Annotated in this window: 15 protein-coding genes and 1 riboswitch; of the genes, 2 read left to right on the top strand and 13 right to left on the bottom strand. The window is 39.5% G+C overall.

Features of this window, described 5'->3' with window-relative positions; translation table 11 throughout:
• Nucleotides 1–4: 4 nt before the first annotated feature.
• The 13 genes from KO561_RS07620 to KO561_RS07560 form a co-directional block, all read right to left on the bottom strand.
• Entirely contained in the window at nt 5–454 is a 450-nt protein-coding gene (locus KO561_RS07620; protein ID WP_231096516.1) for a tripartite tricarboxylate transporter TctB family protein, read from the bottom strand.
• A gap of 24 nt (nt 455–478) precedes the next feature.
• Nucleotides 479–1,459 carry a tripartite tricarboxylate transporter substrate binding protein gene (locus KO561_RS07615; RefSeq protein WP_231096515.1) on the bottom strand — a complete coding sequence of 327 codons (981 nt, stop codon included), beginning with the start codon at nt 1,457–1,459 and terminating at the stop codon, nt 479–481.
• A gap of 166 nt (nt 1,460–1,625) precedes the next feature.
• Complete coding sequence (locus KO561_RS07610) at nt 1,626–2,297, bottom strand: response regulator (RefSeq protein WP_231096514.1); 672 nt, start codon at nt 2,295–2,297, stop codon at nt 1,626–1,628.
• Between the two features lie 6 nt (nt 2,298–2,303).
• Nucleotides 2,304–3,935, bottom strand: a complete 1,632-nt coding sequence (locus KO561_RS07605; RefSeq protein WP_231096513.1) for a sensor histidine kinase — start codon at nt 3,933–3,935, stop codon at nt 2,304–2,306.
• Nucleotides 3,922–4,545, bottom strand: a complete 624-nt coding sequence (locus KO561_RS07600) for a 3'-5' exonuclease (protein WP_231096512.1) — start codon at nt 4,543–4,545, stop codon at nt 3,922–3,924. Before KO561_RS07600 ends, KO561_RS07605 begins: the two co-directional genes overlap by 14 nt.
• A gap of 264 nt (nt 4,546–4,809) precedes the next feature.
• Entirely contained in the window at nt 4,810–5,703 is an 894-nt protein-coding gene (locus KO561_RS07595; RefSeq protein WP_231096511.1) for an ROK family protein, read from the bottom strand.
• Nucleotides 5,700–6,803: a mannonate dehydratase gene (gene uxuA, locus KO561_RS07590; protein WP_231096510.1), complete on the bottom strand. Its 1,104-nt coding sequence runs from the start codon at nt 6,801–6,803 to the stop codon at nt 5,700–5,702. Before uxuA ends, KO561_RS07595 begins: the two co-directional genes overlap by 4 nt.
• Before the next feature lie 127 nt (nt 6,804–6,930).
• Nucleotides 6,931–8,370: a glycoside hydrolase family 1 protein gene (locus KO561_RS07585; RefSeq protein WP_231096509.1), complete on the bottom strand. Its 1,440-nt coding sequence runs from the start codon at nt 8,368–8,370 to the stop codon at nt 6,931–6,933.
• Nucleotides 8,371–8,385: 15 nt separating this feature from the next.
• Complete coding sequence (locus KO561_RS07580; protein WP_231096508.1) at nt 8,386–9,936, bottom strand: response regulator transcription factor; 1,551 nt, start codon at nt 9,934–9,936, stop codon at nt 8,386–8,388.
• Nucleotides 9,926–11,695 (bottom strand): sensor histidine kinase, encoded by a 1,770-nt coding sequence (locus KO561_RS07575; protein WP_231096507.1) that lies wholly within the window; start codon nt 11,693–11,695, stop codon nt 9,926–9,928. Before KO561_RS07575 ends, KO561_RS07580 begins: the two co-directional genes overlap by 11 nt.
• 34 nt (nt 11,696–11,729) lie before the next feature.
• Nucleotides 11,730–12,605, bottom strand: coding sequence for a carbohydrate ABC transporter permease (locus tag KO561_RS07570; RefSeq protein ID WP_231096506.1), 876 nt, complete (start codon nt 12,603–12,605; stop codon nt 11,730–11,732).
• A 14-nt stretch (nt 12,606–12,619) separates the two neighbouring features.
• On the bottom strand, nt 12,620–13,495 hold the full coding sequence (locus tag KO561_RS07565) for a carbohydrate ABC transporter permease (protein ID WP_231096505.1): 876 nt from the start codon (nt 13,493–13,495) through the stop codon (nt 12,620–12,622).
• 69 nt (nt 13,496–13,564) lie between these two features.
• Nucleotides 13,565–14,845, bottom strand: a complete 1,281-nt coding sequence (locus KO561_RS07560) for an extracellular solute-binding protein (protein ID WP_231096504.1) — start codon at nt 14,843–14,845, stop codon at nt 13,565–13,567.
• A 235-nt stretch (nt 14,846–15,080) separates the two neighbouring features.
• A riboswitch (SAM riboswitch) is annotated at nt 15,081–15,188 on the top strand.
• Nucleotides 15,189–15,315: 127 nt separating this feature from the next.
• Between KO561_RS07560 and ssuE the strand changes: the two genes are divergently transcribed.
• Both ssuE and KO561_RS07550 read left to right on the top strand, forming a co-directional pair.
• The gene (gene ssuE, locus KO561_RS07555; protein WP_231096503.1) at nt 15,316–15,864 is read left to right on the top strand and encodes an NADPH-dependent FMN reductase; all 549 of its coding nucleotides are present in this window, start codon (nt 15,316–15,318) and stop codon (nt 15,862–15,864) included.
• Between the two features lie 13 nt (nt 15,865–15,877).
• Nucleotides 15,878–17,257: an LLM class flavin-dependent oxidoreductase gene (locus tag KO561_RS07550; RefSeq protein WP_231096502.1), complete on the top strand. Its 1,380-nt coding sequence runs from the start codon at nt 15,878–15,880 to the stop codon at nt 17,255–17,257.
• The last annotated feature ends 63 nt before the right edge of the window (nt 17,258–17,320 follow it).

Raw genomic sequence — 17,320 nt, 5'->3', positions numbered from 1 at the left:
CTCTCTATGGCAAACTGACTCCTAGAAGCTCACTAAATGCGTACCAAGAAAGGAAAGAAAAACAAATGGCAACGACCAGATTGGTTATCCATTTTTTCTTTCCATTAAGTACAAAGAGGAGTGCTCCTAAAAATAGAATAGTAGAAAATAGAAAGCCAATTCTTTCAAACAAGAGGGAGTAGCCTACTCCCAGAAGAACCGTTACTCCAATTAATTTAGGTGTCCTTCCAGCGAGAAGTAGGCTCAACACTTTATCATCCTCATGTCTCTTTTTCCATTCTTGAATAAAATAAATCACACTAAAAAGAAGTAACAAAATACTTAACCCTACCGGAAAATACAAAGGTCCGTTTGGATTTCCAAGGTTTGATTTTTCAATTTGGAATGAAAAAATTAAAAAGGAGCTTCCTAAAATGAGTAATAGAACCGGCATTGTTAATTTTAGTATTTTCATTTTCCATTACTCCCCCTTCCATCATCATTCTGCAAGTCCAGATTGGTTAACTAGTTTCGTGTAAAGATCATCTTGTTCTTTCATGAACGCTGCTGTCTCTTCACTATTCTTATAGAACCCATCCCAATCGTTGTTTTTCAGAACCTCTTTCCACTCTTCCGATTTCACCATTTCTCCTAACTTTTCATCCCAATAAGCAATTTGTTCCTCCGTCATATCTGGTGGTCCCATGATACCTCTCCAGTGCGGGAACACCAAGTCTACTCCCTCTTCCGTCCAAGTAGGAACATCATCTAATCCTTCGATTCGCTTGTCAGAAGAAACAGCTAAAATTTTTAATTTCCCTGCTTGGTGTTGGTCTTTCACTTCCGATAGAGAGGTCGTTACAGCATCCACGTGTCCACCTAACAGTGCGGTTACAACATCTCCACCGCCTTCATAGACTAAAAAATCTACTTGAGAAGGATCGACACCGAATTCATCGGCAGCTTGCACAAACGAAAGGTGATCATCATTTCCTAGTGCAGGACCTACACCAATTTTTATGGATTTAGGATCTTTTTTCATTTGTTTCATTAGCTCGGATGCAGATGTATATTTAGAATCCGCAGGTACTGCAATGGCTTGCCACTCGGTAGCAAGTGTAGCCAATGGCGTAAATTCTTTGTAAGTTAAATCACTTTGACCTAACAAGTTATTGGTTAGTACTAAACTGGAGTTGACTGCTAAGTAATGAGCATCTTTGGACTGTAAATACTTCCAACCTACTTCACCGCCACCACCGGGCTTGTTAACAACATTGATATTGTTTTCTACTAACTCTTTATCTTGTAGCACCTTTTGTACCGAACGTGCTGTTAAATCCCAGCCACCACCAGGCGAAGCTGGTGCAATAATTTCAATATTTTTTGTTGGAAAATTCCCATTCCCTGATGCAGAATCAGATCCCCCACAAGCCGAAAGCATCATAACTACTAACACCATTAACATGGAAAACTTCTTCATAAAAAACACCCCTCCTGAAATCTTTTAATCTCTATTTCTCCCATCCCATGTAGAAAAATAAAGTTTACAAGATTTATGCTAACTTTCAGTCAATTAAATGTAAACGTTTCCAAAATATTGTCTTTTGTATGCATAAGATGAATTGTGTTCATTTTGTTCACAGGTTTTATCTTGCGTGATATCTTCGTTCTGGACGACCAACGATTCCGTAGGCGTGCTCCACATCCGCTTGACCGATTCCAACTAAATATTCGAGGTACCTTCTTGCTGTGGTTCGAGATGCTCCCATCTTTGCTCCAACTTCCTCCGAGGTAATTCCTTGTGATTCGGCAGTTAATATTTCACTTACTTTTTTTAAGGTTAAATAGTCTATTCCGGATGGAAGGACAGATTTTTCCGGAACTTTGGAGGGAGAGCCAAACAAGTGGTTAACCGTTTCTTGATCGACTTCTTCCATAGACTGCAGCACTTTTTTATTTCGTAAGTACTGTTTTAGGGCAGATGAAAACTGCTCCAATGTTACAGGTTTGATCATGTAGTGTTGTACTCCGTAATGTAAAGCTTTTTCAAGAAATGCTTTATCCGTTGCTGCTGTTATCATAATGATATCAACTTGTGGAGATTGCTTTCTTATCTGCTCAAGGAGTTCTGTACCAAGCATATCTGGCATATAAACATCGAGCAAAATTAAATCAATATTTTCTTTATCAAGATAACCCATCGTTTCTTTCGCGTTCATTGCTTTTCCGACTAAAGTCATTTCAGGAAATTTGGAAAGGTATTGTTCATGAATTTCTGCTACATGAAAATCGTCTTCCGCAATTAGTACGTTGTACATACTTGCTCACTCCTTTTTCATTTCAGAATTTACAGGTGATTTCGGTAAAATGACAGTAAAAATCGTGCCTCTTCCTTCTTCACTGCTATACTCCAACCAGCCGTTCATCAGCTCTATCTCTTCTTTTACATTAGCTAATCCGTACCCTCGATTTTCACCTTTAGAGGAGAACGCTTTCATAAAAATAGATTTTTCTATAGATTGTTTAATTCCATCTCCTGTATCTGATATTTCAAAGATAATGTCCTTCCCAAAATCCGTCACAAAAAAGGTAACTGTTGCTCTCTCTTTGTTTAGGACAGCATCAAAGGCGTTATCTATTAAATTGCCTAGAATTGTAATCAATGGAGAAAGATCGATATGACCAGGCATATGTTCTAAAGAGCTATCTGAATCGATCACAAAATCTATTTTCTTTTCAGATGCTTTTGCAAGCTTTCCTAAAAGAATCGCCTGTACTTTTTCATCTTGAATTCTACTCATAAACAACGTGGAATGCTGGGTTTGAGTCGCTGCTTCATCTTGAATAAGTGCTGTAGCCTCTTCGATTTTCCCTAGTTGAATAAGCCCGAGGATTACGTATAATTTGTTCGTGAACTCGTGCGCTTGAGCGCGGAGATCCTCTGAATATTGTTTTACCTCTGAAAGTGCATCTACCATTTTTTTAATTTCTGTTTTATCCCGGAAGCTAGCTACAACGCCAACCACTCTGTCAGTGTCATAGATAGGTTGAGTGTTTACAATAAGATTACGGTCATGATGTAGGATCTCTACATTTGTTTCTGCTTGATTGGATTGAAGCACTTCTAACATTTTAGGAGAATGAATAACTTCGGACAACACTTTCCCACTTATATCCTCTTTAACATCTAACAGTGATTGTGCAGATAAATTTATCATCGACACCCTACCATTATCATCAATAGCCATAATTCCTTCCTTTACAGACTGTAGAATTCCTTCTCTTTCCCTATAAAGACTTGCTATTTGAAAGGGCTCTAATCCAAGGGTATCTTTTCTAATGCTATTGGCTAACATAAAACTTCCTATTATCCCCAGAATTAGAACCCCTATGGAATATAGAATCAAATTTCGAATATCCGCTAAAATTTCTTTTTGAATCATTTCTACATTAAAAGCAACTTCTACGGTCCCCACCACACGATTATAAGGACCATAGTCAATAATGATTGGAGAGATCCCCTTCAAAACATTAGATTCCTCTTCCTCATTGTGAGCGACATAATAGCTACCAAACACTCTCGATCGATATAAATCGTCCAAACTTCCTTGAAGCTCTATATCTCCGGGATTTGCAAAGATATCTCCATTTTTGTGAACGATGCGGATAAAGGATGCATTTACCTGATCCCTTATTTGTTCCACAATGGGGGTAATATTTTTTGGACTCGAGGAGATAAAAGCTTCCTGAATTCCTGGCATAAACGAAAGTGTTTTGGAAGTTTGTAATGCAAGCTCTTCCGCTTGTTCCACATCCTCCTTGGACTCCATATAGGAGAAAACACTCGTAAGTAGAACAATGATTAATAAAATAAGAGAAACAACGAGCCCCAAAATCTTCACTTGTAAGGATACATTCAGTAGCCTTTGAATAAGGGGAATTTTATGGACGACCAACACTTCCCCTCCTTTTAGACTGTTTTCTTTTCTTCACCTTTGGAGTCACATAACTCCTTTCAAAAATCCGACCACAAGAAACACCGTGAAGGTCTATAAGCTCCGAAATTGTTCTCACATCATGTTCTGCAATCGCCGCTTGTAATAATTGAACTACCACTCTGGCATCTTCTAAAGCATTATGGTGGTTAAATCTAATAGAATGAACATCAGCCAACTGATTCAGTTTATAGTTTTCTAATCCTGGCCAGATCTGTTTGGAAAGAACAACAGAACATAGGTATTCCATCGTCGGATATGGAAGCTGATAACGATCTAAGGAAGCACGTAACACACTCATATCAAAGCTAGCATTATGCGCCACTACGATTCCATTTTCTATGTATTTCTGAATAACTGGCCATAGTTCATCAAAGGTTGGTGCGTCCACAACCTCTACTTCCTCAATTCCATGCACATAAATATTATATGGATCGAATTCCATGAGTGGATTTATTAAACTATAAAACTCATCTATGATTTTCACACCATCTGAAACAACGATCCCAATGGCACATGGACTAGACCGATATTTATTGGCTGTTTCAAAATCTATCGATACTATATTCATAATTGCAGTCCCCCCAAAGCTCATATTCCTCTATTTTACCAAGCTTTTTGCAAGGATAACATGGTGAAATCTAGAAATCTATTTTTAGGACTAGCCGGGTCACGTTCTTATGGGGAGGACATATGGCTGTACGTATTTTTTATTGGCGTTTATTTTATTTTTTGGCGTTCGCTTTTTTATTAGCAGGTCGACGGCCAGATATTGGCATACGTCGAACATTCATACTCTAAGATACGATAAAAAAGCCTTTCCCAAAAGGAAAGACTATTCCAGCTCTTCATATAGTTTTCTATACCCATAAACTGCACCCAGCAAATTAGCGTTTTGTCTAAAATGACATGCCTCAATGGATGGAGTAATTTTTGCTAGATCTATTGCAGCAACAATTCCCTTCAATTTCTCCCGTATTTTAGGAATCAGTTCTTGTCTTGCACTAATTCCCCCACCAATCAAAATGATTTCTGGATCGTAAATATACTGTAGATTATAGATTCCTATCGCTAATAGATGGTACCATTCGTCTACGATTTGAGTAACTTCTCTATCCTGTTGATCCACCATCTCAAAAATCTCTTCACCGGTTAAGTATTCCGGATCCATGCCCTTCAAATTAGCAACTTTGCGAACTAATGCTTTACTAGAAGCAACTCTACTCCATACATCATTACTGTTTCTCACATCGGAAGTTAGGAGCATATAGCCAAATTCTCCACCATGAATATTGGCCCCCTTATGGATGGTGCCATTTTTAATGACTGCACCCCCAATGCCGGTTCCTATCACCATGACCATGACGTCACTTTTCCCTTTAGCTGCTCCTTGCCATAGCTCTGCATATGCGGCACAATGGGCGTCATTTTCCATAAAAACGGAATAACCCGTTCGCTCCGCAATTAATTTTTTGATATTGGGTCCGTGCATATACTTCACCGCACTTGATCCATATACAACCCCTGAATCCGAAACAGCACCAGGTGAGCTGACAGCTATTCCTGCTATATTTTTCGTATTCCTTGCCAATTGAGTAATCCCTTCTAATAGCACTTCAAGCGATCCAGGTGTTATAAATTTGTCCAGTCCTTCTATTTCACCTAACCCATTGACGATTCCGTGCTTAACATATGTTCCTCCAATATCTAACGCAAGATATGACTTCATGACATCTCCTCTATCCCTTCGAGTGTAACAACCTTTTGTTTTGTTAAGCTATCCCAGATACCAAGTATATACATAATGCCTAATGCACGATCATACAACCCATACCCAGGTCTAGCCTGTTCATCCCAGATCATCCGTCCATGATCTGGTCGTAAGTACCCACCAAAGTCATAATCATGAAGTGCTTTTACAATTTCATAAATATCTAGTGACCCGTCTTGTCCTCGATGAGAGGATTCTGAAAAATCTCCATTCTCCTCCCTTTTAATGTTCCGAACATGTACGAATGGAACACGATCACGCTTCAAAAACTCTCGGAATATTTCCGGAACATTATTGTTCGGATTAGCTCCAAGTGAACCGGAGCATAATGTTAATCCGTTATAGGGACTGTCAACGAGATTCACAATGCGTTCCAAGTTTCTTTGATTGGTTACAATCCTAGGCAGGTTAAAAACAGACCACGGTGGATCGTCCGGATGAATGGCTAATTTAATATCACACTCTTCTGCGACTGGAACCACTCTTTCCAGAAAATAATGTAGGTTGTTAAACAGATCTTCCTCATTCACCTGCTCATAAAGCTTAAAGAGCTGTTTGATCGTCTTCATACGCTCTGGCTCCCAGCCAGGGAGCGGATAGCCATTAGAATTATTTTCCACTCGTTCGGCAAGCTCCACTGGATTAATTCCCTCAATGAGGCCATTTTCAAAAGCTAACGCGTGGGAACCATCCGGTAATGCCTTAGCGAGATCTGTTCGGGTCCAATCAAAGATTGGCATGAAATTATAACAAACTACTTTTACCCCAATGGTCGCCAGATTGCGGAGTGTTTCTTGATAGTTTTCAATATATGTATCTCTCGTTGGCAAGCCTAGTTTTATGTCTTCATGTACATTGACACTTTCTATAACTTCTAAATTTAATTCCGAATCCAACACTGTTTGCTTAAGCTGCTGGACCTTCTCTAAGGACCAGACTTCTCCAGCCGGTGTGTCAAATATTACCCCTACTATCCCGTCCACACCAGGAATTTGCCTGATTTGTCTAAGGGTTACCGTATCTTCCGATTCCCCAAACCAACGAAATGTGATTTTCATGTTCTCCCCTCCAAACTAAACTGCCTCGTTATCCTTATCAGTCTTCCTAGTTCTATTATTTGGTGACAGGCTATCACGATGTGGTAAAAAAGATGCTTCGCTTCAAGCAAAGCATCTTTTTTACCGATTATTTGTACACCTCGTCATCTTCTACTATTAATTTTTTTGTCTTGATGACATCTTTATACCAATAGGCTGATTTTTTCAAGCTGCGATTTCGATCATCTTCTAGATTAATTTCTACTAATCCATAACGATTTTTGAATGCATTCATCGGAGATACGTTATCCGAAAAAGCCCAAAGCATATACCCCTTACAGTTTGCTCCTTCATTTACCGCTTTAATTAACCAATCCAAATGCTGACCGATGAATTCAATACGATAGTCATCTTGAATTTGTCCATTTTCATCTTTAAAGCGATGCTCATTTTCCACACCCATCCCATTTTCCGCAATAAACCATTCGATATTGCCGTATTCGTCTTTTACTCGCATAGCCATATCGTACATAATTTGTGGATAGATTTCCCATCCCCGATATGGATTCATTTTCTTACCTGGTAGATCGAATTTTTCATAATAATACTCCGGGTGGAAAGGGGCTTGCTCGTTCCAAGCAGAACTGCGTGCCTTTACACGATGAGGAAAATAAAGATTTAAACCAACATAATCCACTGTATTTTCTTTGATAACCTGAAGCTCATCCTCTGTATATTCAAATGTGATGTCATGCTTATCCATTAATTCAAATAATTCTTCTGGATACGTCCCCTTAATGGCTGGATCAAGGAAAACACGGTTAAAGAAAAGATCATAGATTCGTGCTGCTTCCTGATCATGCTCGGAAGTAGATCTGGCATAGGTCACTTCTGGGTTTAAAATTACTCCAATCTTAGCTCCATACTTCTCCTTCAACTGCATGCCACGGAATAATTCCACGATCCTTGCCGTTGCTAACCCTTTATTAAAATTCCATTGCATCCACTTTTTCGTGTTTTGTTCAAACGGATAGCGAATCGCATCTAAGTAAACTCTCGTTTGAACGACGACGGGCTCATTAAACGTAAACCAATGCTTCACTCGATCTCCGTAACGCTCGAGCACTTTTTCCGCATATTTTACAAACAGCTCCAAAACATGCTTCGAGCCCCACCCACCATATTTCTCAAATAGTACGGCTGGAACTTCATAATGCTCCAGGCAAATCATTGGTTCTACACCGTTAGCAAGTAACTCGTTAATAACATCATCTACATAAGCAGCGTAATCTTCATCCACAACCGCTTCCTCGTAATCGAGTAAAAAGCGTGACCAGTTGATGGAAGTACGAAAATGAGTCAAACCAATCTCTTTCATATAACCAATATCCTCTTTGTAACGATTATAAAAATCCGTCGCACCCGCAGGTCCATACCCGTTATGCCATACATGTTTATTATTTTTATACCAAAGGTCTAAATAAGAATCTTGGAACGGCTTTTTCCCTGCCCATCCCTCTGTTTGCCATGCGGATACTGCTGCGCCTAGTATGAAATCTTCTGGCACTTTTATTGTTTTCGTCTGCATATCAACCTCTCCTTTTTAATTCACTTTCTTTTTAGAAGACATCCAAGAACGATATTTAGTTGGAGTCATTTGAACAAATCGTTTAAAAACATCTACGAAATATTTATACTCATGAAATCCCACCGTATCTGCAATTTCATTTATTTTCAAAGGAGTTTCCTCTAAGAGGACCTTTGCTTTTTCGACCCGTAATTCATTGAGATACTCATTAAAATTTTTACCTGTCTTTTGTTTAAACAAAGAACTAAAATAGTTGGGGGATAGATGGATAACATCCGCAACCTCGTGGGCTTTAATATCGGACGCATAATAAGAATGGATATAGTGTTCGGCCCGTTCAATCATCCACAGCTTATTATCTTTCCGTTGAAGTAGATGAACAACTTTCATGAGGTCTTGTATAAAGACTTCCTCCAAAAGACGGAATGAATTATACACATGAACGTTTACTTCACGTGTAAAAGTAAAGTCATTCACCAAAATATCTCGATCAAATAATGGGTCAAAACGACTTACGACATGCTGAATAATCGTTTCTAAAACGTGTTTAGCTTGTTGTAGTGTATATTGTTCAGCCAGGAAGTGTTGGAATACCTTTTCTGTCTGCTCTTCTAACCCTTTTGAATTAGATTGAAAAATAAACTCGTTAAACGTATCCTCTTGTTCCTTCAACCACTCGAGATCAGGACTTACCTGCAGTATTTTTTCTGTAGCAGTAACCACTTGCTCTTCTACTGCGATACGCTCAATATTTCGGACTAGTTTAGGATATACTTGATGTAGTTTTCCCAACGGTATTTGAGTAGAGTTCAATACGATATCAAACGGCATGTTCGTTTCCTTTACAATATCAATTATCTTCGAAGGTTGTAGGTTTTGCTCAGGATCTACAACACAGGACAGAAGGACGTTCTCAGTCGTAAAAATTGAAAACACGGACCATTCATGTTGCAAAAACTGCTTATGGATTTGTTTCATCCATTCCTGCTGCCATCGATCCACCTTTTGATCGGAAAATTGCTCCGTCACCCGTACATATTCCTTTACCATTGTCAGAAATGGATATATACAAAGAGACTGAAATGCTTTCAAATTATCTGGAAGGATTGAGGTATGATCGAATACTTGATGATACATGGCATGACTTATGTTTAACTGTTGGTGCTTGGCACTTTTCTCTCGCTCCACTTCCATTTCCTTTGCTACCTTTTCCACAACCTGCACCAATTCATCTACATCTACCGGTTTTAACAAATAGTCCTCTACCCCAAGCTGAATAGCTTGTTGTGCATATTTAAACTCATCGTACCCACTAATCATGACAATTTTCACGTTAGGAAACCGTGATGTTAGGTGAGTAGCGAGCTGAAGACCATCCATATTCGGCATCCGGACATCCGTTAATACTAAATCAATAGCATTGTGGTTTTCCATCCATTCTAAGGCTGCTTCTCCGTCTTCCACCACGTCCACTACTTCCATGCCATAGCTGTCCCATGGAATGGTAGACTTTAACCCTTCCCGAATAATCGGTTCATCATCTACAATAAGAAGCTTAAAGGACATTTTCCTCCCCCGATTCCTCATTAATTCGAAGCTCTTCCTCTTCTATAGTAAATGGAATTTGGACACGCACCCATGTTCCATCCTTATCATCTAATACATACACACCTGCTCCTCGTCCAAACGCTAAGGTCAACCGATCTTGCAAATTACTTAAGGCAAAGCCAGAACCTTTACTAGAATTCTTTTCCGCTTTTTCAAAACCTACTCCATTGTCTATCACATCTAGCCAGATACTATCCTGATATAAAGAACAACGAATAGTAATAACACCCTTTTCCTTCTTCCCATGTAAACCGTGGACAATACTGTTTTCAACTAATGGCTGAAGTATTTGCTTCAATACAATCGCATGCTTAATTTGATCATCATAAAAAATATGGAAAGAAAAGCGCTCTCCTAATCTACTTTTCTGCAGTTCTAGGTAGTTTTGAATGTATAAAAGCTCTTCCTCCAAATGGACCCATGCCCTTCCCCTGTTCAAGTTCATACGGAACATTTTAGACAAACGTTCAATCAGTTGGCCCGTTTTCTCTGCCTTCTCAAACCGAGCAGTCCAACGGATCATGTCTAGCGTATTATAAAGAAAGTGAGGATCTATTTGATGCTGAAGTGCTTTTAATTCCGTTTCCTTTTGCTTAATCTTTAATTTATATTCACGGTTAATATATTCCTGGATCGTACATACCATGTTATTAAATCGCGTTCCGAGCATCCCGATTTCGTCCTTAGACGTTACACGGACATTTGCTGAAAAGTCTCCATTTTCTAGTTGCTTCGTCTGCTCTGTTAACTCGGTAATCCGTTTAATGTTAAAGACGTAGAATCCAATAAATGCAATAACCCCTAGCACTAAAAGCAAAATGATCATGTCTACAATCAACGCTCGAACGCGATAGAGTTCACTGACTACTTCATCATCATTTACAATGGCTACAGATACCCACGGAGTTCCCTCGATTGGCCGTTTTACAACAAGATGACTCCCATTATCCGCTTGATAAGTCATCGTTGTTTTTCCACTGTTAGCGACAAATTCACTAACTTCTTTGTCCGGGTAAGACTGACCAACCTCCGATTCATTCTTGTGAATGACAACGTTGCCTTTTTTCGACATAATAAAATAACTTCCTTGCTGCAAAGGTGCATTGGCTTCCATCCGATCAAAAAGAGCGGATTGATCAAGTCGAACCCTAACCATACCAATCGCTTTATCGATATTTCGAAGATCATTAATAATTCGGGTCAAGCTAATCACATTGTAGCTTCCACCCCAGTCACTTATAACCTCGTACGTATTACTCCAATTTGGAGCACCGTCCTCTCGCAATGCCGCTAAGTCCAATTGCTCCTCTTCGCCTGTAACAGGGTTTCCAAAGTCCAAAGTGTTTCCGTCATATCCTCTTAGTTCAATCGAGTTAATATAGTCATGGGTCATCAGCTGGAAGGTAAAATACCCACGGATTCCTTCTTCTGCTTGTTTATAGGCCATCTCATGGGTATCTTCTTTTGCTGTTTTGAAAAACGTTCTAAAATCACTATCATAAATCATATAAGATGTCATATTTTCGATACTTGAAATGATAGATTTTAAGGTTTCTTCATTAACTTCCATTCTTCGGACCGTGTTTTCCTCCGCTTGCTTTTTAAAATTCACGGTCGTTTGGTAATAGATAAGAAACCCGAATAAAACAGTCGGTAATGTAATTAAGACAAGAAATACAGTTAAAAACTGCTTTTTTAGTCCCCAGTTCCGAAACATCGGACATCAACCCTTTGCTGTTATTACCACTATTTTATCCCTTAACTGCTCCTGCTGTCATTCCTTTGACTATTTCTTTTTCTAGTAATAAATAAAAAGCAACAATTGGAATAAGAGACATCGTTAAGCCAGCCATTTGTGCCCCATAGTTTGTCGTAAATTGGCCAGCAAAACTTGCCAGACCTAATGGGAGCGTTTGTAAGGCTGGATCATTAATGAGGACAAGAGCGAACGAAAATTCATTCCAGTTATAAATGAAATTTAGAATAATAACAGTCGCCAAGGCGGGCCGGGACATTGGTAGAATAATAGACCAAAATATCCGGAAGATGCCGCAGCCATCCATAACCGCTGATTCTTCAATATCCTTCGGAAAAGCTTTCATAAAGCTCGTTAAAATAAATATCGTAATTGGTAAGTGAAACGCAATATACGGAAATATCAATGTCACTGGTGTGTTTAACAAACCAAGGTTCCGAATTAAAATAAACATAGGAACAAGTGTTGCATGAATCGGAATAAGCATTCCGAAAATAAAAAAGGTGTACACAACCTTGTTCATTTTAAACGTAAACCGCGAAAGAAAATAGGAAGCAATGGCTCCAATTAGAACCGTTAAAATGGTCGCAGCCAAACAGATAAATATACTATTTTTGAACAAGACACCAAAATTTGCTGTATTCCATGCATTCACATAGTTCTCTAATACAAATGTGTCTGGGAGTCCAAATTGGTCAACCTGAAATTCCTGTTCTGACTTAAAAGAGTTAATAATCATCCAAAGGATTGGATAGGCATTCACAACGGCAAAAATCGTTAAGGTTGTATAGATCAAAACCCGTTTTAGACTAAGCTTCCTCTTTGGCTTAATCGTTTTCTGATCTAATTCTGATTTCACTACGGTCTCCATGATGCTCCTCCTTCCTATATCATTTTTTTTCCAAAGATTTTGTTCACAAGGTAAATTAAAAGTAAGCTAAAGAAGAAAATTAAAACAGATACAGCACTTCCATAGCCGTACTGAAGCTGACTAAATGTCTCATTAAACATGTAGAGAGCCATAACTTCGGTAGAGTGGGATGGTCCCCCATGTGTCATTACATAAATTAAATCAAATGTTTTTAAACTTCCTGCAATACATAAAATAACCGCCACAATAATCGTATCCCAAATCATCGGAACTATAATTTTCCATGTTGTCGTCCATTCCGAGGCTCCATCCATCTTTGCTGCTTCCAATACTTCTTCTGGAACGTTTTGGAGAGCTGCTAAGAAAATAATCAAATAAAGGCCAACGAACTGCCAAATCACGGTGATACAAACCGCAATCATCGCTAAGTTTGTGTCTCCAAGCCAATTCAATGCCCATGACTCAAGACCAACCGATCGTAACAATTCATTAATTAATCCGTCCTCTGAGTTGTATATTAAACTCCATGTTAAAGATATTACGACCGTTGATAGAACTACTGGAAGAAATCCAATCGTTCGAAATATCTTCAAGCCTTTGAGTTTTCGATTCAACAACAAAGCGATAAACAAAGCAATTGGAACTTGCCCGAACACAGATGCAAGTACGACATAAATGTTATTTTTCACCGAATTCCAAAACAATGGATCTGCGAAGACTTCCTTGAAATTTGCCAGACCGACGTACGTCATATCCGAAAAGCCATCCCATTCCATAACGGAATAATAAAAGGACTGGAGAATGGGAAGGATGGCAAAAATAACATAGATAAGCAATGCAGGCAGTAAACCTAAAATGATTGCCCCTCTTCTCCTACCAACTGCGTGCATATTCACCCACCTCTCTTATCTTTTTTATTAGATAGGCAGGTTGCTAGTGTTGCAACCTGCCTGCATGTTTTATTGCTCTTTTTCGACTTGCTCTTGCATTTCTTTTGCTAGTTCTTCCGGTGTTTTTTCTCCTAATGTAATGGCTTGTAGACCATTATTGATAATGTCCGTCAACTCTGGACTTAACGTCGCATCATAAACCGGAGCTAACCCACCTTGAGCAAGCTTATTTGCTTCCTGGAACACTTGTGGAATGTCGTCTCCCATTTCCACATCAGCAGGCACGATAATATTCGCTTCTACAAGTTGTTGATACATCTCATCACTATAGAAGAATTTTAAGAATTCGAATGCGGCTTCCTGTTCTTCTTCGGAAAGATCACTATTTAAAGCGATTCCTCCCCCAGCAACTCCTGCAATCTTAGCAGGATCACCATCCCCACCAGCAAAGCTTGGGAACGGAGCCACTCCAATTTTATCTGGATTTTCCACCGTATCTAGAACAGGCCCGATTGCCCAAGATCCAGCGAAGTGCATCGCCGCATTTCCAGCATTAAATTCACTACGCGCTTGTGCTTCATCAATAGTATTCATGTCGCCATTAAATGCTTTCATGTTCGCTAGTTCTTCAATGACCTTCATCGAATTGATGAACTGTTCGTTTTCAAAACTTCCTTCTCCACTTAAAGCATTTGGTAAGAAGTCACTTCCAGTAAAGCGATCCGCGATCGTAGAAATGTACACGGATTGAAGTGGCCAAATAGCTTTGTTACCTAAAGAAATAGGAGTTGTTCCAGCTTCATTTAATGCGGTAATTAAAGATTTCAACTCCTCGTACGTTTTCGGAAATTCTTCAAAACCAGCATCTTTCACCATATCCTTATGGTAGAAAATCAAGCTTGTTTCGCTAATGTTTCCTGGTATAGCATATTGCACACCATCAAATTGATAGTCCTTCATGATCCCTTCTGGAATCACACCTTCCCAATTGTCCTTAATGGGATCTAATGAAAGGGTCGCTCCTCCCTCAGCCAACGGAGCAAGTCTTGCTCCTGGCCACACACGAAACATATCCGGAAGCTGATTTCCGGCCGCCTGTGTTCGTAGCTTCGTTTCATACTGATCGTGCGGAATAGCCTCAATCACTACTTCGATGTCATCATGCTGTTCATTAAATTTCTCCACCATATTCTTGTAGGCTGTATTTTCAGGTCGATCTTCTGTCCAGTCATTCCATAATGTTAATTCAATAACGTCGCTTCCTGAGGCGGTCTCTCCTTCTCCTCCACTACAAGCTGCTAAACTAAGAATAGCAATAATTCCAACTAGTAGAATGCTAACCTTTTTCATTGTTCTTCCCCCTTTACTTGTTAACGCTTACAAACAATTGTAACAGCTTTCATTTTTTGCACTATCCGAAAAATCTATTAAATTATCCGAAAATTTACGATATTTTTACATTCTGCTCATTTCTCTCTATTTCCTTGGAAATGACGAATTTTGTAAAGCGTTTGTTAAGCACATTTTACTTAAATCCTATTGACAATCCCATTTTATGGCATTATGATGGATAACAAATTCAATATTCTTATCAAGAGAAGCCGAGGGAACTGGCCCGTTGACGCTTCAGCAACCTCTGACCTAGTCAGGAAGGTGCTACATCCAGCAAGAGTTTTTTCTTGAGAGATAAGAGTGCACATATAAGAACGTTCGCCCTCTTTTCTGATGGAAAAGAGGGCTTTTTATATGCTCACAGATGATCGGAAAATCATCCACACACTCTTATAAACAAATTTTCTTCATTGAAAGGATGTTTTACATTGAGCGACATTGTTGTATTGTCAGGAAGTCCGTCCGAACGATCTAGATCTGACTTGGTGTTACGACACTTAGGTACCTTATTAGAAAAGGAAAAACTGAAGGTTACTCACATTTCCATACGGGATGTACCTCAGGAAGTTTTATTTTACGGGAAGTACGATAGCCAAGCAATACAGGAAATCACATCACTCATCCAAAATGCAAAAGGTGTCATTATCGGTTCACCAGTTTATAAGGCTGCTTATTCCGGGGTCTTGAAAGCATTAATTGATCTGTTGCCACAAGACGTACTTCAAGATACGCCTGTTCTCCCAATCATGACAGGGGGTAGCCCAGCCCACTTATTAGCCATCGAGTACACCTTAAAGCCATTACTTGCAAACCTAAAAGGGCAAAACTTAAAGGGAGTTTATTTACTAGATAGCCAGATTAATAAAGAAAGTTTAGAAAATCCAATCATTGATTTTGAGATTTTAGAAAGAACGAGAAAACAGCTTTATTATTTTATCCAAACCGTACAAAAACAACAAACAGCCGTGTTGCGATAAGGAGTGAATGAAGATGACTAAAAAACGAATCTATTTAAATGCTTTTGATATGAACTGTGCGGGGCACCAGTCTCCTGGCCTATGGACACACCCTGAGGATCGCTCGCACCAGTACAAAGATAGTGAATATTGGATTGAATTAGCTCAAATATTAGAAGAAGCACGGTTTGATGCTATTTTTCTAGCAGACGTCCTCGGTACGTATGATGTCTATGAAGGCTCGAGGGATGCTGCCGTACGGCAAGGGGCACAATCACCCGTTAACGATCCCTTGCTTGTCGTTCCCTTAATGTCAGCCGTTACTAAGCATATCGGTTTTGGGGTGACCGCTTCTGTGACGCATGAGCATCCGTATCCATTTGCCCGTCGGATGTCTACTTTAGACCATCTAACGAAAGGCCGCGTCGGTTGGAATATTGTCACCTCTTATCTTAAGAGTGCTGCGGTAAATATAGGATTAGATGACCAAATTGGCCATGATGAGCGCTACGACATTGCTGCCGAGTACTTAGAAGTTTGCTACAAGCTTTGGGAAGGTAGCTGGGAAGAGGAGGCAGTCTTAGTCGATAAAGATAGTGGTATCTATTCAGATCCAAGTAAGGTACACAATATCGAACATGAAGGAAAATATTTCAAAGTCCCTGGTGCTCACCTAAGTGAACCATCCCCTCAACGAACACCAGTCATATTTCAGGCAGGAGCCTCCACAAAAGGAAGAGCTTTCGCTGCGGCAAACGCGGAATGTGTCTTTATTGGTGCTCCAACGAAAAAAGCAGCAAAGCAATATGTGGATAAACTTCGTGCAGAAGCGGAAACGTTTGGTCGCTCAAAAGATGACATTAAAGTTCTCACCATGTTTACCCCCATTGTCGGGAAAACGCATGAAGAAGCAGTGGCAAAATATGAGGAGTATAAACAACATATAAGCTATGACGGAGCTTTGGCTCTCTTTGGAGGTTGGACCGGAATTGATCTATCTGAATACGCGCCAGACGAAAACCTTCGTTATGTAAAGAACGACTCTATTCAATCTGCAGTGGAAAACTTCACAAAAATTGATCCTGAGACACAATGGACGGTCGATAAGATTAAAGAGTTTGTTGGCATTGGTGGTCTTGGACCAATTGCAGTGGGTAGTGGAGAAGAAATCGCGGATACTTTGGAAGAATGGGTAGAAGAAACAGGGATTGATGGCTTTAATATTGCTTATGCCATTACTCCAGGTACGTTTAAAGATTTTGCAGAACATGTCGTACCAATCCTCCAGGAACGCGGACTTGTACGTAAAGAATATGAAGGGGAAACCTTCCGTGATAACTTGTATGGTTATAACCGTTTACCAGACCATCATCCAGGAAAAAGATATAGCTTACGTAGTGCATCGATTCGCTAATTGGGAAAAGAGCCGAAGTGGATTATTCGGCTCTTTCTATTAGAACCATTTCATATGCTTAGT

Origin of the sequence: Radiobacillus kanasensis (assembly GCF_021049245.1) — a bacterium.
In the GTDB taxonomy this organism is placed as follows: domain Bacteria; phylum Bacillota; class Bacilli; order Bacillales; family Amphibacillaceae; genus Radiobacillus; species Radiobacillus kanasensis.
The sequence above is the reverse complement of the archived record's forward strand: the minus strand, read 5'-3'. Positions and strand labels throughout refer to the sequence as shown.